Genomic DNA, 21666 nt, shown 5'->3' with positions numbered 1-21666 from the left:
GCAGCGCCGAACGCAACGCGAACTTGGCGAGAACAGCGGGCGAAATCGCGGTTTGCTCGGTCCACCAGCAGCGGACCGACGGAATTTCAGCGCGAACACGCCGGGCCTCCAGCCGATTCCAGCGGAGCCGAGGCCGCAGCGATTGGTCGCGGATCATGGTCACACGGTTGACCGCGGCCACCGGCGCCGGCCATCATGAGCGCATGAAGCGCGTCCTCTTCCTTTGCACCGGCAACTACTATCGCAGTCGATACGCAGAGGAGCTGTTCAATCATCTTGCACGCGGCCAGAACCTGCCGTGGCGCGCATCCTCCAGAGGCGCCGCCGAACGGGGCTCGCCCGACAATGTCGGGGCGATGTCGGTGTTTGCCGATGACCGCCTTCGCGCCAATGGCATCGTTCCGGAGGGCGCAACGCGCTATCCGCAGCCATGTTCATTGGCGGACTTCGATGGCGTCGACCTCGTGATCGCGCTCAAGGAGGCCGAGCATCGTCCGCTCATCGAGCGCCGGTTCCCCGAGGTCGCCGAGCGGGTGACCTATTGGCATGTGCACGATATCGACGTTGCCCATCCCGCGGTCGCGTTGCCAATGATCGACGATCTCGTCCGCGAGCTGGTTACATCGCTCGGGTAATCGGTTCGCGCTTCAGGAAGATCGCCAGCGCATACTCTGCCGGGCGTGCCAGCCGGCCGCTGACCCGTTCGAGGTCGTCCATGGCGACGATCTCGAGGCGGCCTTCGGTGACCGTCAACTGGGTGATCGGTACGCCCCGCGCAAGAAACACCTCGCCGTGGAGGGTGCCGCCTGGCGTCGCATGATCCGCTCCGAAGTAACGACCGATCGACTCGAAGCGCTCGGGCGGCAGGTAGTAGCCAATCTCCTCATGGATTTCGCGCACCACGCATTCCAGGAAGGTCTCGTCGCCCTCGCGCCGCCCACCGAACAGGCTGATCTTGCCGGGATCGGACACGTGAGGAAGGTCGTCGCGCAGTTGCATCAGCAACCGGCCATCCGTGCTGACGAGCAGCGCGGACGTTCCCTCTCTGACTCCGCCTGTCATTCGTGAATCCTCGCGCTGGGAAGGTGGGGTGCGTCAGGATCGGGGCCGAGAGAAGACGGCGGATCGGCGCTGTTCAGATCGGATCGCCAACGACGGCTGGGCCGGTATCGCCGGCAAGCTAGACCGAAGCCGAGGTTCGATCGGCGAGAGATGAGGCGAGGGTGGCCGAAGCCGGTCGCATGGGCGCAGATGGCGCCCAGGGCATCAGTTGTTTAGCCGAAAGCGAACGCTAGCAGGCTCGAGCACAGCAGCACGAGGCTTGCTGCGGTCAGGGTCAGGAAACCGTCGGAGACCAAATCGTGATTACGCATGATACACCTGCCTTCAACCGATGCTCATCCGAATTGATTAAAGCTTTCCGAACTTCACTCCTGGACTTCACTCTTGGAAAGAGGTGACGCGTCTTTCCGTCGTCAACGGGCTGTCAGGCCCGGTACCGATAGCCTTCCACGGCGTGCGCCAAGAAGATCGCCGCACTCACCAGGCCCATCACCGCTGTAACCGTCTCGATCATCGCAAACTTCCTTTGCGCCCCACGCGGAAGAGAAAACGATTGCAGCCTTGCACAGTCAAAAAGATTCAATTGTTGGAATTGCAGATGCCCCCCGACTGATGATTTGCTGCAACAGTGTGTCTGATAGCGGGACAGGCGGGGGCATTTTGCGCGGTTCGATCTCCGTAGAACAACTGAGGAGGCGCAACAGGCAATTTACCAAGGTGCCATAGCGTTAAGACTGTCCCCATTTCCGCCGTGTTCCGGTTGCGATATCGTCAAGCTCTGGTGCGGAGGTGGGCCGCACAGTGACGAACATGACCCCGACGCCTCGCAGTAGGCGCGGGTCCGGCAGAATGGTACTTGGGGCAGATGGGGATTAGACGGCCAGATTCGATGATCCGGACGGCGCGCGGTGCCGTTGCGGTGGCCACGTGCCTCGTGCTCGCCAATTGTGCCTCCTCGAACAAGTTTGCCAGCCGGGTCGATCCCAAATACGGCGTGTCGTCGAGCCCGCGGGTCGTGGCGCTCGGTGACCCCGTGCCGAAGGGCGGCGGCACTTACCGCATCGGCAAGCCCTACGTCGTCGCCGGCCGCACCTATGTGCCGGAGGAGAACGAGAACTACCGCGCCGAGGGCATGGCGTCCTGGTATGGCGATGATTTCCACGGCCGGCTGACCGCCAATGGCGAGGTGTTCGACATGGGCTCGCTCACGGCCGCCCATCCGACCTTGCCGATGCCGAGCTACGCGCGGGTCACCAACCTGAGCAACGGCCGATCGCTCATCGTCCGCGTCAACGACCGCGGTCCGTACCACGGCAACCGCCTCATAGACGTCTCGAACAAAGCGGCCGAACTTCTTGATTTCAAAGGAAATGGTGTGGCGCGCGTCCGCGTGGAATATGTCGGCCGGGCGCCGCTCGAAGGCTCCGACGACCGCCAGCTGATAGCGACCCTGCGGACCGGTACGCCGGCGCCGTCACCGTCGATGGTGCGGGTCGCCTCGGCGCGGCCGTTCGTGCCTGAGATGTCGTCCTCGTCCGGCCGGATCCGGGGCGATGTCCCGCTGCCTGAGGGACGGCCCTATAGCCTCGGCAATACCCAGGCCGATTACGCCTCGGTCAGCGCCACTTCGGAAATGTCGGCCTCGAGCCGGTCGCGGGGCCGCGCCTTGAACAATCCGCGCGAAGTCTCCTACGAGAGCGATCCGCGCTATGCGGCAACCCCCAGCCCGGCCGCTGCCTATGTACCGATCGACGCGCGCGGGCCGGCCGAGGTGCTGAGCGGGCGCGGGCTCTACTGAAACGAGCCGTTGCGAATCAGGCTCTTGGCCTGATCATCTGAGAAATCCGATCAGCGCCGCGTTGACCTCGTCAGGGCGTTCCTGCTGGATCCAATGGCCGGCGCCATCGATGATGAGCTTCTGCCGCAGGTTCGGCAGCACCCGTTCCATATCCGCAACCCGCTTGGCGCCGATCAGCCCGGTGATCACCGAATCGTTCGAGCCGGCGATGAACAGCGACGGCTGATGGATCTGGGCATCCTGCCAGGGCGCGGTCAGCTCCCAGTTGCGGTCGAGATTGCGGTACCAGTTCAGGCCGCCGCGGAAGCCGGACTGCCGGTAGCCTTCGGCGAATTCGGCGATGTCGGCCTCGGTCAGCCAGGCCGGCAACGGCATTCCAGCCGGCAGCTTGCCGAGGAAGCCCTTGGCCTCGTCGACGAACATCGAGCTCGGATCCGAGACGCCGCGTCCCAGCACCAGCCGCATGGTGTGGGCGATGTCGCGCTCAAACTCCGCCTCAGCCAAGCCGGGCGGCTGGAAGTATTGCCAATAGAAGTTGGTGATGCCGCTCCCCCGCAGGGTTTCCAGCGGACGGCCGCGGCCGCGGAATGGCGGCGGCACACTGAGGCCGGCGACCTTGGTGAAGACATCAGGGCGGAACAGGGCCGCGTGCCAGGCAACCGGCGCACCCCAATCGTGACCGACGACCATCGCTTGCTTCTCGCCGAGCGCGGCCACCAGCGCGACCATGTCGCCCACGGTATCGAAGATGGTGTAGGCGCCGACATCGGCCGGTGCGCTAGTCCGCCCGAAGCCGCGCATGTCGGGGGCGACGACCCGGAAGCCTGCGGCGGCGAGCGCTGTAATCTGGTGCCGCCACGAGTAGGACAGTTCCGGCCAGCCGTGGCAGAGCACGACCAGCGGGCCTTGCCCGGCCTCGCGCACGAACATGTCGATGCCGTTGGCGGAAATGATGCGGGAGGATGACATTCGCGTTTCCGCCTTGTTTGCCGGTTCTGCTGTCGCTAGCTGGTTCCAAGAAATACTGACAAGGATACGGGCGTTCAGCGCAGCCGGCAATCAGCCGGCCGTGCACAAGCGGCGAAACCTCAGTTGTTTGCGATACTTCCAGCTGTTAGAACGCAGTCTTTCAGGACATCGCCGATGGCAGCCCAGACCGCAATTCCCCGCACGTTGTCAGCTCGCGCCGGGCGGTGCTGGCGTGGCGTGGTCGCGGCCGCGGTTGCGCTTGCGATCGGCTGCGGCGGGGTGGTCTATGCCGCCAACCAAAGCGTCCAGGGCGCCAAGAAGGAAGAGGGCGGGTTCGACGGCGACGCGCCGACCGCGATCCTGGTCGAGGCCTCCTCGGGCAGCGTGCTGTTCGAGAAGAACGCCGACGAGCTGCGCGCGCCCTCCAGCATGATGAAGCTGATGACCGCCGAAGTGGTGTTCGACGCCATCAAGAAGGGCGACATCAAGCTGACCGACGAGTACCGGATCAGCGAGAACGCCTGGCGGCGGGGTGGGGCGCCGTCTGGAACCTCGACGATGTTCGCGGCGATCAACAGCAAGGTTTCGGTCGACGACCTCCTGCACGGCGCGATCATCCCGAGCGGCAACGACGCTTGCATCGCGCTGGCCGAAGGCATCGCCGGCAACGAGCATACGTTCGCGACCGACTTCATGACCAAGCGCGCCCGCGAGCTCGGCATGACCAAGTCGACCTTCGGCAATTCCAACGGGCTGCCGGACCCGACCAACAAGATGACGGTGCGGGAACTCGCCGTGCTGGCGCGCCACATCATCCTGACCTACCCGGACAGGTACAAGCTGTTCGGCGAGAAGGAATTCACCTGGAACAAGATCCGCCAGCAGAACCGCAATCCGCTGCTGAACGCCTTGCCCGGCGCCGATGGGTTGAAGACCGGCTACACCAAGGAAGGCGGCTATGGCATGGTCGGCTCGGCCGTGCAGAACGACACGCGCCTGATTGTCGTGGTCAATGGCCTCGAGGATTCCGAGGACCGCGCCACCGAAGCCAAGAAGATGCTGGAATGGGGGTTCCGCAGCTTCGAGACCCGGGTCCTGATCGCGGCCAACCAGCCGGTCGGCTACGCCCGGGTGTTCGGTGGCGAGAGCCGTTCGGTCAAGCTGGTCAGCCCCGATCCGATCAAGGTGATGGTGTCGAAGAACGGCAACGACAAGCTGCTCGCGCGCGTCATCTATAACGGTCCGGTCAAGGCGCCGATCACCGCCGGCCAGCAGATCGGCGTCGTCCGGGTCTGGCGCGGTGCCAATGTCGCGATGGAAACTCCGGTGTTCGCGGCGGATGCCGTCGGCACCGGATCGACGATGCGCCGCGCGCTCGACGGCGCCCAGGAGCTCGTGATCGGAATGTTCCGCGCAGGGGTCGAGAAGCTCTGACATGGCGGAAGCAGCAGTCCAACGGCCGAGCTTGCGCGGTCGCTTCATCACCTTTGAGGGCGGCGAGGGATCGGGGAAATCCACCCAGATCCGCAAGCTCGCCGAGCGGCTCGATGTCGCCAAGCTGCGCGTGATCGTGACCCGCGAGCCCGGCGGCTCGCCCGGCGCGGAGATCATCCGTCATCTCGTGCTGTCGGGAATGGGCAAGCTGCTCGGGCCGGAGGCCGAGACGCTGCTGTTTGCCGCCGCACGTGACGACCATGTCCGTACCGTGATCCTGCCGTCGCTCAACCAGGGCATCTGGGTGCTGTGCGATCGCTTCTTCGATTCGACGCGCGCCTATCAAGGCCAGCTCGGACAGGTATCGCCCGAACTCGTCAACGCCATGCAGCGCGTGACCATCGGCGATCTCAAGCCCGATTTGACCTTCATCCTCGATGTGCCGGTCGAGGTTGGCTTGCAACGCGCCGCCGTGCGCCGCGGCAATGCCACGGCGGATCGTTTCGAAGCCGAGGGTATCAAGTTCCATCAGGATTTGCGCGACGCCTACCGCCAGATCGCGGCCGAAGACCCGGAGCGCTGCGTGCTGATCGACGCCACGGCCGATCAGGATACGGTCGCGGCAAGTATCTGGGCCGCGCTGCGCGAGCATCTGCGCGCAACGCTCACCGCGGACAGTCCCGCATGAGCGCACGCAAGGTCGAACAGGAGAGCCCGGCTCGCCACCCGCGCGAAACCTCCGATCTGTTCGGGCATCGCGAGGCGGAGACCGCCTTGCTCGATGCCTATCGCAGCGGGCGGATTCCGCATGCCTGGCTGATCGGCGGCGCGCAGGGCATCGGCAAGGCGACGTTGGCCTACCGCATGGCGCGGTTCGTGCTGGCATTCCGCAATCCGAAGTCATCGCAGGTCCAGGCAGCGCCGACGCTGCGGGTCGATCCGTCCGATCCGGTGGCGCGGCAGGTCACGGCGGGCGCCCATGGCGGGCTCCTACTGCTGGAGCGAGGTCTCAACGACCGCGGCGTGATGCGCACCGTGATCACCGTCGACGAGACGCGCGAGACGATCTCGTTCTTCGGCTCGACGGCCGCGGTCGATGGCTGGCGCGTCTGCATCGTCGACACGGTCGATGAGCTCAATCCCAATGCCGCGAACGCGCTGCTGAAAATCCTCGAGGAGCCGCCGCAGCAGTCGCTGTTCCTGCTGGTCAGCCACGCGCCGTCGCGGGTGCTGCCGACCATCCTCTCACGCTGCCGCAAACTGCTGCTGCGGCCGCTGGAGGCGGGCGACGTGGTGCGCGCTGCCGCGGCCGCAACCGATATCGATGCTGAGGATCCGGCACTGCTCGAGGCCGCGGCAGCCTCCGAGGGCAGCGTCGGGCGGGCATTGTCGCTGCTCGGCGGCGACGCGCTCAAGCTGCAACAGCGCACGGCCTCGCTGCTCGCGACGCTGCCGAACGTCGATCCGCGCGAGCTGCATGCACTGGGCGACGCGCTCGGCACCAGCGATCGCGTCGCGCTCGCCGCTTTCATCGACGGCATCGATCGCTGGATGAGCGAGCGCATGCGCACCGGTGATGCCAACGCCAATCTGCCGCGCCTTGCACGGCTGGCGGAGGTATGGGAAAAGATCGTCCGCGCCGCGCGCGATACCGAAGCCTACAATCTGGAGCGCAAGCCGCTGGTTTTCTCGGTGTTTTCGATGCTCGCGGACGCGACCCGATAGACGCCAAATCTGAAAACAATTCGTCTGACAACCCTCCCGACAATCTCGTTTCGATCGGCAAAGGATTCCGTGGTGGCGACCGCTAAGAAGAAATCGTCGAAGAAAGCCAACAAGACGAAGAAGGCATCGCCCGCTCGCGCGAAGAAGAAAGCCACGGCGAGGTCGCGTGCGGCCAAGAAGGCCGTGACCAAGAAGGCGAAGAAGGCCGCCAAGTCCAAGACGGGCACCAAGGGCGCCAAGAAATCGGCGGCCAAGAAGGTCGCAAAAAGGGCCGTCAAGAAGGTTGCGAAGAAGGTGGCCAAGAAGGCTGCAGCGAAGGCCAGCAAGGCGCCGCCGAAGAAGGCGGCCGCGGCGGCCGTCGCTCCCGTTGCAAAGAAGCCTGCTGCGCCGAAGCCTCCGGCTGCCGAGAAGGCTCCGAAGGCAGCAACGGTCCACGCGCCCAGGCCGCCGAAACCCGCGGCGGCGGCTTCCGCGTCCGCGGCTGCATCGGTCCCTGCCGCAGATCGCGGCAACGTCTACTACATCACCACCGCGATCGCTTATCCGAACGGACAGCCGCATATCGGCCACGCCTATGAGGCGATCGCGACCGACGCGCTGGCGCGCTTCCAGCGGCTCGACGGCAAGGATGTGTTCTTCCTGACCGGCACCGACGAGCACGGACAGAAGATGATCCAGACCGCGGCCGGCGAGGGGATGACGCCGCACGATCTCGCGACCCGCAACGCCGCCCGCTTCAAGGAGATGGACGAGCGGCTCAACGTCTCGTTCGACCGCTTCATCCGCACCTCGGAGCCTGCTCACCACAAATCGGTGCAGGAGATCTGGCGCCGCATGCAGGACAACGGCGACATCTATATCGACGCCTATGCCGGCTGGTACTCGGTGCGCGACGAGGCCTATTACGCCGAGGATGAGACCACAGTCGGCGAGGACAACGTCCGCCGCGGCCCGCAGGGCACGCCGGTCGAATGGGTCGAGGAGAAGAGCTATTTCTTCAAACTCTCGGCCTACCAGGACAAGCTGTTGCAGCTCTATGAGACCCAGCCCGATTTCATCGGCCCGGATTCGCGCCGCAACGAGGTGATGAGCTTCGTGCGCGGCGGGTTGAAGGATCTCTCGATCTCGCGCACCACCTTCGATTGGGGCGTCAAGGTGCCCAACGACCCCGAGCACGTGATGTATGTCTGGGTCGACGCACTGACCAACTACATCACCGGCGTCGGCTATCCCGACGAGAACGACAAGCACTGGCGCTACTGGCCGGCCGACGTGCACATCATCGGCAAGGACATCATCCGCTTCCACGCGGTGTACTGGCCGGCGTTCCTGATGTCGGCCGGCATCCCGTTGCAGAAGCGGGTCTATGCGCACGGCTTCCTGTTCAACAGGGGCGAGAAGATGTCGAAGTCGGTCGGCAACGTGGTCGATCCTTTCAACCTGGCCAACCAGTACGGCGTCGACCAAGTGCGCTACTTCTTCCTGCGCGAGGTGCCGTTCGGCCAGGACGGCAACTACAACCACGAGGCCATCGTCGCGCGCATCAATGCTGACCTCGCCAATGATTTCGGCAATCTGGCGCAGCGCTCGCTGTCGATGATCGCCAAGCAACTCGGCGGCGTGCTGCCGGAGCCCGGCGAGTTCAGCGACAACGACAAGGCGATCCTGGCGCAGGCCGACGCCATGCTGGAGACGTCGCGGACCGCGATGGCCACACAGCAGATCCATCAATGGCTCAACACCGTCTGGGCCGTGGTCGCCGAAGCCAACCGCTACTTCGCAGGCGAGGCGCCGTGGGCGCTGGCGAAAACCGATCCGGCGCGCCAGAAGACGGTGCTCTATGTCACCGCCGAAGTCGTACGCCAGATCGCGATCATGGCGCAGGCCGTGATGCCGGAGTCCTGCGGCAAGATGCTCGATAGCCTCGGCATATCAGCCGATGCGCGCGGCTTCGCGGCGATCGCCGAACGGATCAAGCCGGGCACGGTTCTGCCGGCGCCCGTTGGCGTGTTCCCGCGCTACGTGGAACCGAAGACCTAATGAGCGGTTCGAAATTCATGCTGGTCGATAGTCACTGCCATCTCGATTTCCCCGATTTCGCCGACGATCTCGACGGGATCGTCGGACGCGCCGAAGCGGCCGGCATCGGCCGCATGGTCACGATCTCGACCCGGGTGAAGCGGCTCGGCGGCCTGCTGGCGATCACGGAGCGCTTTCCGAACGTCTATTGTTCGGTCGGCACCCATCCGCATCACGCCGATGAAGAGGACGGCATCCCGGCCAGCGAACTGATCGAGCTCACCAGGCACCCGAAGGTCGTGGCGCTCGGCGAGGCCGGGCTCGACTATTTCTATGAGCATGGTTCGCGCGAGGCGCAGGAGCGCGGCTTTCGCGCGCATATCGCGGCTGCCCGCGAAACCGGGCTGCCGCTCGTCATTCACACCAGGGAGGCCGACGAGGATTGCGGCCGCATCCTGGAAGACGAAATCGCGAAAGGCACCTTCAAGGCCGTGCTGCACTGCTACACCGGCGGCCGCGAGCTCGCCATGAAGGCGATCGCGCTTGGCCTGTCGATCTCGTTCACGGGCATCCTGACCTTCAAGAAGTCGGAGGCCCTGCGCGCGCTGGCAGCCGAGCTGCCGGCCGACCGCATCATGGTCGAGACCGACGCGCCGTATCTTGCGCCCGGAAAATTCCGCGGCAAGCGCAACGAGCCGTCCTACGTCGTCGAGGTCGCCAAGGTGCTCGCCGAAACCCGCGGCGTCTCCCTCGAGGAGATCTCGCGGCAGACCACCGAAAACTTCTTCCGGCTGTTCTCCAAGGTGCCGGCGCCGAAGGTTGCTGCATGACGCTGACACTGACCATTCTGGGCTGCGGCTCATCCGCCGGCGTGCCACGTCCGGCGCTCGGCTGGGGGGCCTGCGATCCCAACAATCCCAAAAACCGCCGCCGGCGCTGCTCGATCATGGCCGAGCGCACCATGGAGCACGGCACCACGCGGGTGGTGATCGATACCTCGCCCGATCTGCGCGAGCAGCTGATCGACGGCGACGTTGAGCATATCGACGCGGTGTTCCTGACCCATGAGCATGCCGACCAGACCCACGGCATCGACGATCTGCGCTCGGTGGTGCTGCATCAGCGCCGCCGCATCCCGGTCTACTTCAACCAGTCGACCGCCAAGGACATCATGGCGCGGTTCTCCTATTGCTTCATCTCGCCGGAAGGCAGCGATTATCCGCCGATCCTGACGCGGCATTCGATCGAGGCCGGCGAAAGCCATACGGTGCAGGGGAAGGGCGGTCCGCTGAAGCTCGAGGCCTTCCTGGTGCAGCATGGCCAGATTCCTGCGCTCGGCTACCGCATCGGAGATGCCGCCTACACGCCCGACCTGCACGACATTCCCAAGGAGAGCTGGCCGGCGCTTGAGGGGCTCGATCTCTGGATCGTCGATGGCCTGCGTTATGCGCAGCATCCCAGCCATTTCAGCGTCGCCGACGCACTGTCGTGGATCGAGCGCTTCAAGCCGAAGCGCTCGGTCATCACCAACATGCATTCCGACCTCGACTACGAGGTGCTGCGGCAGAGCCTGCCGGCCGGCGTGATCCCGGCCTATGACGGCATGCGGCTGACACTCGATCGGGTAGGCTGAAACCTCAGGCCGAAATCGCCTTGGCCGATCCGACCGCGTTGCGCAGCAGGTATTTCTGGATCTTGCCGGTAGATGTTTTCGGGATCACGCCGAACACCACGGACTTCGGCGTCTTGAAGCCCGGCATGTGCTCGCGGCAATAGGCGATGATCTCGGCCTCGGTCGCCTTGGCGCCGTCCTTCAGCTCGATGAAGGCGCAGGGCACTTCGCCCCATTTCGGGTCGGGCTTGGCCACCACCGCTGCGAACAGCACGGCCGGGTGCTTGTAGAGGATGTCTTCGACCTCGACGGACGACACGTTCTCGCCGCCGGAGATGATGATGTCCTTGGAGCGGTCCTTGATGATGACGTAGCCGTGCTCGTCGAGCACGCCGAGATCGCCGGTGTGAAACCAGCCGCCGGCGAAGGCTTCCTGCGTCGCCTTCTCGTTCTTCAGATAGCCCTTCATCACGATATTGCCGCGGAACATGACCTCGCCGATGGTCTCGCCGTCGCGCGGCACCTCGCGCATGGTCTCGGGATCGAGCACCGTGACGCCTTCCTGCAGCGGATAGGCCACGCCCTGGCGCCGCTTCAGCTGCGCGCGCGCATCGGCCGACAGTTCATCCCAGCCCGGCTGCTCGGCGCAGACGGAGGCGGGGCCATAGACTTCGGTCAGCCCATAGACATGGGTCAGCTTGATGCCGATGCGCTCGGCGCCTTCGAGTACCGCAACCGGCGGCGCCGCGCCCGCGATAAGCCCGACGACGGGCTTCGCCTTGCCGGCCTTCGGCGCATCGGGCGCGTTGATCAGCGTGTTGTAGACGATCGGCGCGCCGCACATGTGGGTGACGCCGTGCTGCGGGATCAGCTCGAAGATCTTGGCCGGATCGACCTTGCGCAGACAGACATTGACGCCGGCGGTCGCCGCGATGGTCCAGGGGAAGCACCAGCCGTTGCAGTGGAACATCGGCAGCGTCCAGAGATAGACTGGATGCTGGCCGAGATTGCCCGCGAGGATGTTGCTGACGGCGTTGAGATAGGCGCCGCGGTGATGGGTCACGACGCCTTTCGGATTGCCCGTCGTGCCGGACGTGTAGCTCAGCGCAATCGCGTCCCATTCGTCGGCCGGCGGCCGCTCGGCGAAAGCCGGATCGCCGGCCGCAACCGCGGCCTCATACTCGATCTCGCCGATCCGCTTGCCGCCGGCGAAGGCGGCATCGTCGACGTCGATCACGAGCGGCTTTGCGCCCTGCATCAGGGTCAGGGCTTCCGCGATCACGCCGGAGAATTCGGGATCGACCAGGATGATCCTCGCTCCGCCATGATCGAGCTGGAACGCGATCGACGCCGCATCGAGGCGGATGTTCAGCGCGTTGAGCACTGCGCCGGTCATCGGCACCGCGAAGTGCAGCTCGTTCATCGCCGGGATGTTCGGCAGCATCGCCGCGACCGTGTCGCCATGGCCGATGCCATGGCCCGCGAGCCAGGACGCGAAGCGCTTGCAGCGTTCGTAGGTCTGTTTCCAGGTGAAGCTGCGACCCTCATAGACTGCGCTGACATGGTCGGGATAGACAGCGGCCGAGCGCGCCAGGAAGCTCAGCGGCGACAGCGGCACGTAGTTGGCGGGCGTCTTGTCGAGCCCGATCAAGTACTGGTTTTGAGCTGCACTCATGGCTCTATCCCATCCGCAAGGTGCTTTAGAGGAAACCGATCGAGATCCAGGGGAAGATGGCGACGATGATCAGGCCGATCAACAGCGCCAGCATGTACCCCCAGATCGGCCGGATACCCTCGGCCGGATCGACGCGCCCGATGGCGCAGGCGGCATAATAGCCGACGCCGAACGGCGGCGCGAACAGTCCGATGCCCATCGCCAGGATGATGATCATGGCGTAGTGCACCTCGTGGACGCCGACCTGGCGCGCGATCGGAAACAGCAGCGGTCCGAACAGCACGATCGCCGGAATGCCCTCGAGCACGCTGCCGAGGATCACGAAGGCCAGGATCGAGACCGCGATGAAGGTCGCCGAACCGCCCGGCAGCCCGGTCATCGCCGCCGCCAGCGCCCGCGAGAAGCCGGACTGGGTCAGGCCCCAGGCCATGCCGGTCGCGGTGCCGATGATGAACAGGATCGCCCCCGACAGGCACGCGGTGTCGATCAGCATCGGCACCAGCCGCCGCCAGGTGAACTTGCGGTAGATCAGCAGGCCGATGACGAAGGCATAGACGATGCCGATGGTGGAGACTTCGGTGGCGGTGGCGATGCCTTCGACCACCGCGTAGCGGATCACGAAGGGCAGCGCCAATGCGGGCAGGGCGAACACGAAGGCCTTGCCGATCTCGCTGCCCGTGGCGCGATGGACATGGCTCAAGTTCTCGCCGCGGTAGCGCCACCACACCAGCCCCGACAGCGTGATCGCCAGCACGACGCCGGGCAAGAGGCCGCCGGTGAACAGTGCCGAGATCGAGACGCCGGTGACCGAGCCGATGGTGATCAGCACGAGGCTCGGCGGAATGGTTTCGGTCTGTGCGCCGGTGGCGGCGAGCAGGGCGACCAGATCGCCCGGCCTCGCGCCACGCTCCTTCATCTCCGGGAACAGCACGGGCGCGACGGCGGCCATGTCGGCGGCCTTCGATCCGGAGATGCCGGACACCAGGTACATGGCACCGACCAGCACGTAATGCAGGCCGCCGCGGACATGGCCGAGAAGGCTCGCCAGGAACGCGACCATCGCGCGCGCCATGCCGGTCATCTCGATCAAGAGGCCTAGGAAGACGAACAGCGGCACCGACAGCAGGATCAGGTGGCTCATGCCCTCGTCCATCCGGCCGACCAGCACCATCAGCGGCGTCCGCGTGGTCAGCGCCAGATAGCCGAAGATCGCCATCCCGAAGGCAAAGCCGATCGGCACGCCGGCGAACACGCAGAAGCCGACCACGCCGACGAAGAAGATGATCAGATTGAGATTGCCGAGCGGCCGCAGCATCGGCTGCGCCAGCCAGAATACGCCGATCAGCGCGGCCACGGTCAGTGCGGCCAGCAGGAAGGTCTTGAAATCGCCGACGCGCGCCAGCCGCAGCAGCGCGAACAGTCCCATCAGGCAGATCCCGACCGGCAGCGCCGCGGCGCGCCAGGTATTGGAGATCTGCAGCGCCGGCGTGGTGATGAAGCTTTCCTCGTAGGCGTATTCATACGCCGGCCGGACGATCAGGATCAGGAACGCCAGCGCGGCGCAGGTCGCGACCACGTCGAGATAGGCCCACAGCCGCGGTCCGGCGCTTGCGACCAGCGCCGTCATCCGCATGTGCTCGCCACGGCGGAGCGCGACCACCGATCCCAGCATGGCAAGCCACAGGAACAGGATCGACGCCAATTCGTCGGACCAGATCAGCGGCGTGTGCAGCACGTAACGCGCCACCACGCCCGCGAACAGGATGACGACCTCGGCGACGACAAGGATCGCCGCCGGGATTTCGACCAGCCATCCGAGCGCCGCGTCGATGGAACCGAGAACGGAGCGGCGGCGAGGGGGCTGTGATGCCGCCTCGCCGGCCACGGCCGGCGTCATCTCGACATGAGCCATGGCGAGCCTCCTGCTTGACTGCTCAGGACAGTTTGCCGACGGACTTCTCGAGCAGCTCCCAGGCCTTGTCGCCGTACTTGCCCTTCCACTCGGCGTAGAAGCCCGCGGCACGGAGCTTGTCGCGGAACGGCCCGACCTCGGGCTGGTTGAACACGAGGCCCTTGCCTGTGAGCTCCTGCTTCACGGTGGCATTGAGCTTCTCGGTGTCCTCGCGCTCCTTGACCGCCGCCGCGTTGACGTGCTTGGCGACGATGGTCTTGATATCGTCCGGCAAGGCCGTCCACGCTCTGCGGTTCATCAGGAACCAGAAGCCGTCCCACATGTGGTTGGTGAGCGAGCAATACTTCTGGACTTCATACAGCTTCGCCGTCGAGATCAGCGCCAGCGGGTTTTCCTGGCCTTCGACGATCTTGGTCTGCAGCGCCGAATAGACCTCGCTGAAATTGATCGAGGCGGGCGAGGCGTCAAACGCCTTGAACATCGAGGTCCACAGCGGCGACACCGGCACGCGGATCTTGAAGCCCTTGAGGTCGTCGGGGCCGTTGATCGGCTTGGTCGACGACGTGGTCTGGCGGAAGCCGTTGTCCCAGATCTTGTCCATCACCTCGAGGCCGGCCTTTTTGATCTCACCGCGGACATAGGCGCCGAGCTCGCCGTCCATGGCCTTCCAGACGGTGGGATAGTCCGGGAATGCGAAGCCGATGCCGTTGATCGAGGCGGCCGGCACCAGCGTCGCCAGGATCAGGCCGGACAGCGTGAAGAACTCGACGCCGCCGGAGCGCACCTGGCTCAGCACGTCGGTATCAGAGCCGAGCTGGTTGTTCGGGAACACCTGCAGATCAAACCGGCCGTTGGTCTCGGTCTTGATCGCCGCGGACATCTCCCGGGCGCGCGCCACGAGCGGATGCGACTCCGGCAGATTGTTGGCGAACTTGTAGGAGAACTCGGCCGACTGGGCGCGCGCGACGTACGGCGCGCCAATTCCGCCCAGGACGGCGGAAGCGGCGGAAACCTTCAGCAGCGTGCGTCGTGAAAAGCTCATTGGTGTTGCTCCCTCGAGAGGCTTGTTGTTGTTCTGAGATGCCATCCTATACGGACCTGATGCCGCGGGGTCACCAGCGATCTCTGCACAGCTGGGGCTTATTGCAGCGTCCGTACGCCGCGGCAATATCGGCTTTCTGACGAGACGTGTGGACGCGGATCGCCGTGCTGTCCGGACGGCTCGGAGCGACGATCGGGACAAGCCGCGACAGACGCCAAGCTGCGGGCCGGTGCGAAGATTTCCCACTAAATATCTGATCTAATTGTAGATATAAATATTCCATAATATACCTTATGCGAATTCTGGATATGGGATCGCTGATGCCGCGCCCACCGTCCGTTCACCTTCGCCTCACGGCCGGCAGCCATCCCAGGAATCATCGGCGCCGGTCGCGGCTCGACAGCCGGACCCGCGTCCCAGCGGCTCATCGCTCGACGACGTTCGTTTTGGCTTGCTCGGCGTTGGCCACCCATCAGCAGATCAACCCGCGCGCACCATAGGCGCGCGCGGGTTGGATCGCGCCCTTCATGCTCGACAGCGCGAAGAACGGCCGCACGAACTGTCCGAGCTCAACCCCAGCAAGCAGGTATTGCCATCCCTGCTCCGATCGCCCTGATACCCAGATCATGAGGCGCCGCTTCAATCGTCGAGGGCCCACATCCGGAGGATATCAGCCGTGGATGCTGCCTCGATCTGGATGCTGAAGCGTTCGGCATAAAGCCGCAGCAGCGCGTCATGGCTTTGGTCTGAAGAGCTGCACAGCGCGTCCTCGGCCACGATCACCCGATAGCCGATATCGATCGCGGCCAACACGGTGGCGAGCACGCACACGTCGGTCTCGCCGCCCGACACGATGGCCGTATCGATCCCATGCGCGTCCAGATGAGCTTGCAGGCGTCCGTTGCCGAACGCGTTGTAAATCGGCCGGTCGACGATGGCGGCCGGCGGCACACAGGCGGCGAGCGCCGGCACGAGCTCGATCAACTCTGGATCGAGCCGCTCACGGGTCACGCATTCCCATTTCTCGTAATAAGCCCGCCAAATCCCTCGCGCGTCGTGCTTCGAGCGCGGCGGAATAAAGCGGGTGAACACGGTACGTTCAGGCGCATGCTGCGCCAGCTCGATGATGCGTGGCAGCACGCGGTCCATCCAGGGCGTCGCCCAAGGCGCTCCCGGCTCGAACAGTCGCTGCATGTCGATGCAAAGGTGAGCCGCGCGGGGACCCGGCGGGCTGAGAAGCTGTCCCATCGCTCACTCCCGCGCGCGCCGACCGCATGCCGTCGTCACACGCAGGGTCAGCCGCCCAGGCCGCGAAAGGCCCCGCCGAAGCGAGGCCCCTGACGTGGTCGCGTTTACCATTTCTGGCGGCCATACCAGTCATTCACTTCCTTGGCGGCTTGATCCTTGGCATAGCCGTAGCGCTGCTGCAGACGGCCTTCGAGTTGATCCTGCTTGCCGGCAATGACATCGAGGTCGTCGTCGGTCAGCTTGCCCCACTGCTCCTTGACCTTGCCCTTGACCTGCTTCCAGTTGCCTTCGACACGATTCCAATCCATCGCGGTTCTCCATTGAAAGATGAGACCGTCCAACAGCCGCGCCGACGCTTCGTTCCTTAAAAGGCTTGCGGCAAAGCTACGCAATCGCGATCCGCGGATAAACCGTCGCAGATAGGAACGAGGTTGCAGAGTGCCTGTTGTGGGTACGGATCACCCAAACTCACGGAGCTACCAATGTCGGAGAAAGACCTCAGCGCCCTCTTCCTCGATACCCTCAAGGACATCTACTACGCCGAAAAGCAGATCCTCAAGGCGCTGCCACGCATGGCCAAAGCCGCCGGGTCGGACCAGCTGCGTGCCGCCTTCGAGAAGCATCATGACGAGACCGAAGGACAGATCGATCGGCTGGAGCAGATCTTCGATCTGATGGGCAAGCCGGCGCGTGGCAAGAAGTGCGACGCCATCGAGGGTATCCTCGACGAAGGCAAGGAGATTATGGAGGAGTACGCCGACACTCCGGCGCTCGATCCGGGCCTGGTCTCCGCGGCGCAGGCGGTCGAGCATTACGAGATCGCACGTTACGGTACACTGAAGGCATGGGCCACCAAGCTCAGCATGAAGGATGCCGTCAAGCTCATCGACCAGACGTTGGCCGAAGAAAAGAAGACGGATGAAGCGCTCACCAAGCTCGCCGTCAGCGCCATCAACGCCGAAGCGGCCTGAGGAGATTCGCGATGAAGCGAACCATTCTGGCAGCTGCCCCCGACTGTGCGCTGGCCGAGCCAGCGCTGGGCCGCCGACGGCGTTGGCCTATGCCGGCAGTACGATCACCTTCGTCTTGAGAGGCGTCCGCGAATAGAGGTCGATCATGTCCTGACAGAGGAGGCCGGTACAGCCGCTCGTAATGCCGTTCCCGATCGTTTCGGGGTCGCTGGTGCTATAGATCGTGTAGAGCGTGTACGCCCCGTTTTGATAGAGGTAGAGCACGCGAGCGCCGAGTGGATTGTCGAGACCTCCGGGCATGCCGCGAGCATATTTGCCCGCTTCCGGCTGGCGCGCGATCATCTCCTTGGGTGGCGTCCAGGTAGGCCATTCGGCTTTGCGTCCGACATAAGCCTCCCCACTCCACCGGAATCCATCGCGGCCGACATTGGCGCCATAGCGGGTCGCGTTGCCCTCGCCTTCGATGCGGTAAACATAGTACTTGCCGGGATCGATGATGATCGTACCGGGCGCCTCGTCGCTGTCGTAGCGCACCGTCTTGCGAAAATATTGCGGTTTGACCTTGCTAACATCGACCCCAGGGATCGGGAATTTCTCGTCAGGCACGGGCCCGTAGACTTTCTCCGCCTCGGCCAGGCTCATGTAGTCCGATGCACAACCGGCCAGGCCCAGTGCGGCAAGACCGGCAGCGGAGCCGAACAGAAACGTCCGGCGGTTGAGACGCGGCGACCGAGGCCCAGACAGAGCGCCCTTGCCCATCGCATCGGCGTCGGCAATTCCACGGTCCATGATCATGATTTCGGGTTTTCCGAGATTATCCAGAAGGCGCGACAAACTTATGTCGGGGAAACACCCGTTACGACACCCTTATGGAGGATTTCGCGCTTTTTTATGAAGGGAAACTTTCAAGAAAAAGCTAAGGAATTCCGCTCTGTGGGTCGGTCTGATGCGGGGATTCACAACGCCCGAAGGCTTTGCCTGGTAGTCTGCCCCCGACTCAACGACACCAGTTCGAGGCTTGGAGACCGATGGTCCGACGTACCGGCAGCGCCGATCTGCCCCTGCATGGTGGCCGCGTGCCGCCGTGGCTGGCGGAGCGCATGGCGACGCTGGGCGCGATCATCACCCAGGCGGTGGTCCATCATTACGGCCGCGACGCATTCCTGCAGCGGCTCTCGCATCCGTTCTGGTTTCAGTCGTTCGGCGCCGTGATGGGCATGGACTGGCATTCGTCGGGCATCACCACGAGCGTCATCGGCGCGCTCAAGCGCGGGCTGGCGCCGTTGCAGGACGAGCTTGGCATCTATGTCTGCGGTGGCCGCGGCAGGCATTCGCGGCGCACCCCGGACGAGCTGACGGCGCTCGGCGAGCGGACCGGCTTCGATGGCGTTGCCCTCACCCGCGCCAGCCGTCTGGTCGCCAAGGTCGACAGCGCCGCGGTGCAGGACGGTTTCGAGCTCTATCTGCACGGCTTCTTCGTCACCCAGGACGGCAAATGGACCGTGGTCCAGCAAGGCATGAACGACCACAAGCGGCAGGCGCGGCGCTACCATTGGCATTCCGAGGGGCTCCGCAGCTTCGTCGATGAGCCGCATAGCGCGATCGACGGTCCATCGCAGGGCGAGATCGTCAACCTCACCGACCACCGCGCAGACGCCTCGCGCCAGGCGCAACTCGATCTGCTCGCTGCGCTCGGTCCTGACGGCATCGCCCGTGAATATGCCGAGTTGACCGAGCAGGTGGAGGCGCAGGGCGATCTTTTGCACCTGATCATGCCCGCACATCACGATGTGCGCTCGAGCGATGTCTTCATCCGCCGCCTGCACGGCACCCTCGCCGCCGCAGCGGAGCGCGGGCCGCTGGACTTCCCCGAGCTGCTGCTGACGCCCGGCGTCGGCGCCCGCACCGTGGAGTCCCTCGCCATGGTCGCCGAAGTGGTCCACGGTACGCCGTACCGCTTCCGTGATCCGGCGCGCTTCTCGCTGGCGCATGGCGGCAAGGACCGTCATCCGTTTCCGGTACCGATCAAGGTCTATGACGAGACCATCGGCGTGCTGAAATCGGCGGTGGTGCAGGCCAAGCTCGGCCGCGACGAGGAGCTGCAGGCATTAAAGCGTCTGGACGACCAGGCCAGCAGGCTCGAATTGACCGCTACCGGCCCGTCCTTCGATGCTTACGTCGCCAGCGAGCGTGCGCGGTCGCCGGCCCTCGACGGCCGCTCGGTGTTCGGCTGGGAGGCCGACTTCGCCGGGCGCGACCGCATCACAAAGCGCTAGGCGCACCTGCCATCGCGGCCTCACAGGATTTGCCGGGGGTCAGCCACCTGCTCCACCGCCGATCGTGACCTGCTATCCCGTCACCCTGAGGAGCCGCGAAGCGGCGTCTCGAAGGGCGACGGGGAGAGCGTGGAAGGCGCGGTGAGGCCGTCGCGCGATCGTCACATCGTCGACCACGCATACCTCCCAGCTCGCATTGTTGTGTACGGCTTGCCTCGACATAGCACGGCGGTTTCGCCTATTCTCTGGGCATGAGCGAACATGATCACCACCACCACGATCACGACCATTCCGAACTGTCGGAGACCGAGCTGCGCGTCCGCGCGCTGGAATCGATCCTGACCGAAAAGGGCTATGTCGAGGCCGCCGCGCTCGACGCCATCGTGCAGGCCTATGAGACCAAGATCGGCCCGCATAACGGCGCCAGGGTCGTTGCCAAGGCCTGGAGCGATCCCGCCTTCAAGAAGGCGCTGCTCGAGGATGCCAGCAAGGCGGTCGGCACCCTCGGCCATGTCAGCCGGGTCGGCGACCATCTGGTCGCGATCGAGAACACGCCCGGCCGTCACAACATGGTCGTCTGCACATTGTGCTCCTGTTACCCCTGGGAAATGCTCGGCCTGCCGCCGGTCTGGTACAAGGCCTCGCCGTACCGCTCGCGCGCGGTCAAGGATCCGCGCGGCGTGCTCGCCGATTTCGGCGTCAGCCTGCCGAAGGAGACGGAAATCCGGGTCTGGGACTCGACCGCTGAAACACGCTTCCTGGTGCTGCCGATGCGCCCCGCGGGCACCGAGGGATGGAGCGAAGAACAGCTCGCCGAGCTTGTGACGCGCGATTCTATGATCGGCACCGGCTTCCCGAAAACGCCGGGAGCCCCGTCGTGAACGGCGTCCACGACATGGGCGGCATGGACGGGTTCGGCAAGGTCGAGCCTGAGCCGAACGAGCCGATGTTCCATGAGGAATGGGAATCGCGCGTGCTCGCCATGGTCCGTGCGATGGGCGCGGCAGGCGCCTTCAACATCGACGCGTCGCGCTTCTATCGCGAGTCCCTGCCCCCGCAGGTCTATCTGTCGAGCTCCTACTACAGGAAATGGCTGCTCGGCCTGGAGGCCCTGCTGCTCGACAAGGGCTTTATCTCCAAGGACGACGTTGCGGCCGGACACGCCGTCGCGCCGGCAAAATCGCTCAAGCACGGCAAGTTCTCGATCCCGGATGTCGAGCGCATCATGGTGCGCGGCAAGTTCGGCCGCGCCGCACAGGCGCCCGCGAAATTCAAGGCCGGCGATCGGGTGCGGGCGAAGAACATCCATCCCGCCACCCACACCCGGCTGCCGCGCTATGTGCGCGGTCACGTCGGAGTGGTCGAGCGCGATCATGGCTGTCACGTGTTTCCCGATACGGCAGCGAACGATGCCGGCGAGCATCCGCAATGGCTGTACACCGTCGTGTTCGATGGACGCGAACTGTGGGGACCGGACTCCGATCCGACCATCAAGGTCTCAATCGACGCGTTCGAGCCGTATCTGGAGGCGATCTGATGGATGCCGGCGCCGCCGCGCGCGCGACCAGCGCCGTGTCCAGCATTCCCCGCGATCAGGATGGTCCGGTGTTCCGCGCGCCGTGGGAAGCGCAGGCGTTCGCCATGGCCTTGACGCTGCATGACCGCGGCGTGTTCACCTGGCCCGAATGGGCGGCGGCGCTTGCCGACCAGATCAAGCGCGCGCAGGCCGCCGGCGATCCCGACACCGGCGAGACCTATTACCAGCATTGGCTCGCAACGCTCGAGCACCTCGTCGCCGCCAAGGGCGTCACGACGCATGAGACGCTGCATCGCTACCGCGACGCCTGGGACCACGCCGCCGACCGCACCCCGCACGGTCAGCCGATCGTGCTGACGGCGGCGGATTTCGGGTAGCGGCTCCCT

22 protein-coding genes are annotated in these 21666 nt (G+C 64.8%); 13 read left to right on the top strand and 9 right to left on the bottom strand.

Annotated elements, in window-relative coordinates; translation table 11 throughout:
- The first annotated feature begins 155 nt into the window (after positions 1–155).
- Complete coding sequence (locus tag XH92_RS24010; protein ID WP_210345471.1) at positions 156–635, top strand: low molecular weight phosphatase family protein; 480 nt, start codon at positions 156–158, stop codon at positions 633–635.
- Here XH92_RS24010 and XH92_RS24005 read toward each other — a convergent pair.
- Positions 619–1062, bottom strand: a complete 444-nt coding sequence (locus XH92_RS24005) for an NUDIX domain-containing protein (protein WP_194454307.1) — start codon at positions 1060–1062, stop codon at positions 619–621. The two genes, XH92_RS24010 and XH92_RS24005, sit on opposite strands and share 17 nt — an antisense overlap.
- Positions 1063–1951: 889 nt before the next feature.
- On the opposite strand from XH92_RS24005, the gene XH92_RS24000 reads away from it, so the two are divergent.
- Entirely contained in the window at positions 1952–2860 is a 909-nt protein-coding gene (locus XH92_RS24000) for a septal ring lytic transglycosylase RlpA family protein (protein WP_246787589.1), read from the top strand.
- A gap of 33 nt (positions 2861–2893) precedes the next feature.
- Here XH92_RS24000 and XH92_RS23995 read toward each other — a convergent pair whose 3' ends face one another.
- Positions 2894–3829, bottom strand: a complete 936-nt coding sequence (locus XH92_RS23995; protein WP_194454305.1) for an alpha/beta fold hydrolase — start codon at positions 3827–3829, stop codon at positions 2894–2896.
- Positions 3830–4003: 174 nt separating this feature from the next.
- Between XH92_RS23995 and XH92_RS23990 the strand changes: the two genes are divergently transcribed.
- The 6 genes from XH92_RS23990 (at position 4004) to XH92_RS23965 (ending at position 10640) form a co-directional block, all read left to right on the top strand.
- A complete protein-coding gene (locus XH92_RS23990) occupies positions 4004–5263 on the top strand; it encodes a D-alanyl-D-alanine carboxypeptidase family protein (protein ID WP_246787588.1) in 1260 nt (419 codons plus the stop codon).
- A 1-nt stretch (position 5264) separates the two neighbouring features.
- On the top strand, positions 5265–5951 hold the full coding sequence (gene tmk / locus XH92_RS23985) for a dTMP kinase (protein ID WP_194454304.1): 687 nt from the start codon (positions 5265–5267) through the stop codon (positions 5949–5951).
- Positions 5948–6988: a DNA polymerase III subunit delta' gene (locus XH92_RS23980; protein WP_194454303.1), complete on the top strand. Its 1041-nt coding sequence runs from the start codon at positions 5948–5950 to the stop codon at positions 6986–6988. The genes tmk and XH92_RS23980 overlap by 4 nt, the downstream gene beginning before the upstream one ends.
- A 72-nt stretch (positions 6989–7060) precedes the next feature.
- The gene (metG, locus tag XH92_RS23975) at positions 7061–9028 is read left to right on the top strand and encodes a methionine--tRNA ligase (RefSeq protein ID WP_194454302.1); all 1968 of its coding nucleotides are present in this window, start codon (positions 7061–7063) and stop codon (positions 9026–9028) included.
- A gap of 17 nt (positions 9029–9045) precedes the next feature.
- The gene (locus tag XH92_RS23970) at positions 9046–9837 is read left to right on the top strand and encodes a TatD family hydrolase (RefSeq protein ID WP_194461395.1); all 792 of its coding nucleotides are present in this window, start codon (positions 9046–9048) and stop codon (positions 9835–9837) included.
- A complete protein-coding gene (locus XH92_RS23965) occupies positions 9834–10640 on the top strand; it encodes an MBL fold metallo-hydrolase (RefSeq protein ID WP_194454301.1) in 807 nt (268 codons plus the stop codon). The genes XH92_RS23970 and XH92_RS23965 overlap by 4 nt, the downstream gene beginning before the upstream one ends.
- A gap of 4 nt (positions 10641–10644) precedes the next feature.
- On the opposite strand, the gene XH92_RS23960 is transcribed toward XH92_RS23965, so the two are convergent.
- The 6 genes from XH92_RS23960 to XH92_RS23935 form a co-directional block, all read right to left on the bottom strand.
- On the bottom strand, positions 10645–12294 hold the full coding sequence (locus XH92_RS23960) for an acyl-CoA synthetase (RefSeq protein WP_194454300.1): 1650 nt from the start codon (positions 12292–12294) through the stop codon (positions 10645–10647).
- A 25-nt stretch (positions 12295–12319) separates the two neighbouring features.
- The gene (locus XH92_RS23955) at positions 12320–14206 is read right to left on the bottom strand and encodes a TRAP transporter large permease subunit (RefSeq protein WP_194454299.1); all 1887 of its coding nucleotides are present in this window, start codon (positions 14204–14206) and stop codon (positions 12320–12322) included.
- Between the two features lie 22 nt (positions 14207–14228).
- Entirely contained in the window at positions 14229–15248 is a 1020-nt protein-coding gene (locus XH92_RS23950; RefSeq protein WP_194454298.1) for a TRAP transporter substrate-binding protein, read from the bottom strand.
- A gap of 472 nt (positions 15249–15720) precedes the next feature.
- Positions 15721–15876: a hypothetical protein gene (locus XH92_RS23945; RefSeq protein ID WP_194454297.1), complete on the bottom strand. Its 156-nt coding sequence runs from the start codon at positions 15874–15876 to the stop codon at positions 15721–15723.
- Positions 15877–15887: 11 nt separating this feature from the next.
- Positions 15888–16496: a cysteine hydrolase gene (locus tag XH92_RS23940; protein WP_194454296.1), complete on the bottom strand. Its 609-nt coding sequence runs from the start codon at positions 16494–16496 to the stop codon at positions 15888–15890.
- A gap of 104 nt (positions 16497–16600) precedes the next feature.
- On the bottom strand, positions 16601–16804 hold the full coding sequence (locus tag XH92_RS23935) for a CsbD family protein (protein WP_016845939.1): 204 nt from the start codon (positions 16802–16804) through the stop codon (positions 16601–16603).
- Between the two features lie 174 nt (positions 16805–16978).
- Here XH92_RS23935 and XH92_RS23930 point away from each other — a divergent pair, with 174 nt between their 5' ends.
- A complete protein-coding gene (locus XH92_RS23930; protein ID WP_050404515.1) occupies positions 16979–17467 on the top strand; it encodes a ferritin-like domain-containing protein in 489 nt (162 codons plus the stop codon).
- A gap of 87 nt (positions 17468–17554) precedes the next feature.
- Here XH92_RS23930 and XH92_RS23925 read toward each other — a convergent pair whose 3' ends face one another.
- Complete coding sequence (locus XH92_RS23925) at positions 17555–18262, bottom strand: L,D-transpeptidase (RefSeq protein WP_194461394.1); 708 nt, start codon at positions 18260–18262, stop codon at positions 17555–17557.
- A gap of 233 nt (positions 18263–18495) precedes the next feature.
- On the opposite strand from XH92_RS23925, the gene XH92_RS23920 reads away from it, so the two are divergent.
- From XH92_RS23920 to XH92_RS23905, 4 genes are all read left to right on the top strand, one after another.
- On the top strand, positions 18496–19743 hold the full coding sequence (locus tag XH92_RS23920) for a DUF763 domain-containing protein (RefSeq protein WP_194454295.1): 1248 nt from the start codon (positions 18496–18498) through the stop codon (positions 19741–19743).
- Between the two features lie 251 nt (positions 19744–19994).
- The gene (nthA, locus tag XH92_RS23915; RefSeq protein WP_194454294.1) at positions 19995–20624 is read left to right on the top strand and encodes a nitrile hydratase subunit alpha; all 630 of its coding nucleotides are present in this window, start codon (positions 19995–19997) and stop codon (positions 20622–20624) included.
- Positions 20621–21280: a nitrile hydratase subunit beta gene (nthB, locus tag XH92_RS23910; protein ID WP_194454293.1), complete on the top strand. Its 660-nt coding sequence runs from the start codon at positions 20621–20623 to the stop codon at positions 21278–21280. The genes nthA and nthB overlap by 4 nt, the downstream gene beginning before the upstream one ends.
- On the top strand, positions 21280–21657 hold the full coding sequence (locus XH92_RS23905; protein ID WP_021079349.1) for a nitrile hydratase accessory protein: 378 nt from the start codon (positions 21280–21282) through the stop codon (positions 21655–21657). Before nthB ends, XH92_RS23905 begins: the two co-directional genes overlap by 1 nt.
- Positions 21658–21666: the final 9 nt, after the last annotated feature.

Origin of the sequence: Bradyrhizobium sp. CCBAU 53421 (assembly GCF_015291625.1) — a bacterium.
GTDB lineage: Bacteria > Pseudomonadota > Alphaproteobacteria > Rhizobiales > Xanthobacteraceae > Bradyrhizobium.
Note: the sequence above shows the minus strand (reverse complement) of the source record. Positions and strands in the feature narration are given on the sequence as shown.

Excerpts from the sequence above, each read along its gene's own strand:
- XH92_RS24010 (WP_210345471.1), top strand. The coding sequence starts at position 156 with ATGGTCACACGGTTGACCGCGGCCACCGGCGCCGGCCATCATGAGCGC.
- XH92_RS24005 (WP_194454307.1), bottom strand. The coding sequence starts at position 1,062 with ATGACAGGCGGAGTCAGAGAGGGAACGTCCGCGCTGCTCGTCAGCACG.
- XH92_RS24000 (WP_246787589.1), top strand. The coding sequence starts at position 1,952 with ATGATCCGGACGGCGCGCGGTGCCGTTGCGGTGGCCACGTGCCTCGTG.
- XH92_RS23995 (WP_194454305.1), bottom strand. The coding sequence starts at position 3,829 with ATGTCATCCTCCCGCATCATTTCCGCCAACGGCATCGACATGTTCGTG.
- XH92_RS23990 (WP_246787588.1), top strand. The coding sequence starts at position 4,004 with ATGGCAGCCCAGACCGCAATTCCCCGCACGTTGTCAGCTCGCGCCGGG.
- tmk (WP_194454304.1), top strand. The coding sequence starts at position 5,265 with ATGGCGGAAGCAGCAGTCCAACGGCCGAGCTTGCGCGGTCGCTTCATC.
- XH92_RS23980 (WP_194454303.1), top strand. The coding sequence starts at position 5,948 with ATGAGCGCACGCAAGGTCGAACAGGAGAGCCCGGCTCGCCACCCGCGC.
- XH92_RS23970 (WP_194461395.1), top strand. The coding sequence starts at position 9,046 with ATGCTGGTCGATAGTCACTGCCATCTCGATTTCCCCGATTTCGCCGAC.
- XH92_RS23965 (WP_194454301.1), top strand. The coding sequence starts at position 9,834 with ATGACGCTGACACTGACCATTCTGGGCTGCGGCTCATCCGCCGGCGTG.
- XH92_RS23960 (WP_194454300.1), bottom strand. The coding sequence starts at position 12,294 with ATGAGTGCAGCTCAAAACCAGTACTTGATCGGGCTCGACAAGACGCCC.
- XH92_RS23955 (WP_194454299.1), bottom strand. The coding sequence starts at position 14,206 with ATGGCTCATGTCGAGATGACGCCGGCCGTGGCCGGCGAGGCGGCATCA.
- XH92_RS23950 (WP_194454298.1), bottom strand. The coding sequence starts at position 15,248 with ATGAGCTTTTCACGACGCACGCTGCTGAAGGTTTCCGCCGCTTCCGCC.
- XH92_RS23945 (WP_194454297.1), bottom strand. The coding sequence starts at position 15,876 with ATGATCTGGGTATCAGGGCGATCGGAGCAGGGATGGCAATACCTGCTT.
- XH92_RS23940 (WP_194454296.1), bottom strand. The coding sequence starts at position 16,496 with ATGGGACAGCTTCTCAGCCCGCCGGGTCCCCGCGCGGCTCACCTTTGC.
- XH92_RS23935 (WP_016845939.1), bottom strand. The coding sequence starts at position 16,804 with ATGGATTGGAATCGTGTCGAAGGCAACTGGAAGCAGGTCAAGGGCAAG.
- XH92_RS23930 (WP_050404515.1), top strand. The coding sequence starts at position 16,979 with ATGTCGGAGAAAGACCTCAGCGCCCTCTTCCTCGATACCCTCAAGGAC.
- XH92_RS23925 (WP_194461394.1), bottom strand. The coding sequence starts at position 18,262 with ATGATCATGGACCGTGGAATTGCCGACGCCGATGCGATGGGCAAGGGC.
- XH92_RS23920 (WP_194454295.1), top strand. The coding sequence starts at position 18,496 with ATGGTCCGACGTACCGGCAGCGCCGATCTGCCCCTGCATGGTGGCCGC.
- nthA (WP_194454294.1), top strand. The coding sequence starts at position 19,995 with ATGAGCGAACATGATCACCACCACCACGATCACGACCATTCCGAACTG.
- XH92_RS23905 (WP_021079349.1), top strand. The coding sequence starts at position 21,280 with ATGGATGCCGGCGCCGCCGCGCGCGCGACCAGCGCCGTGTCCAGCATT.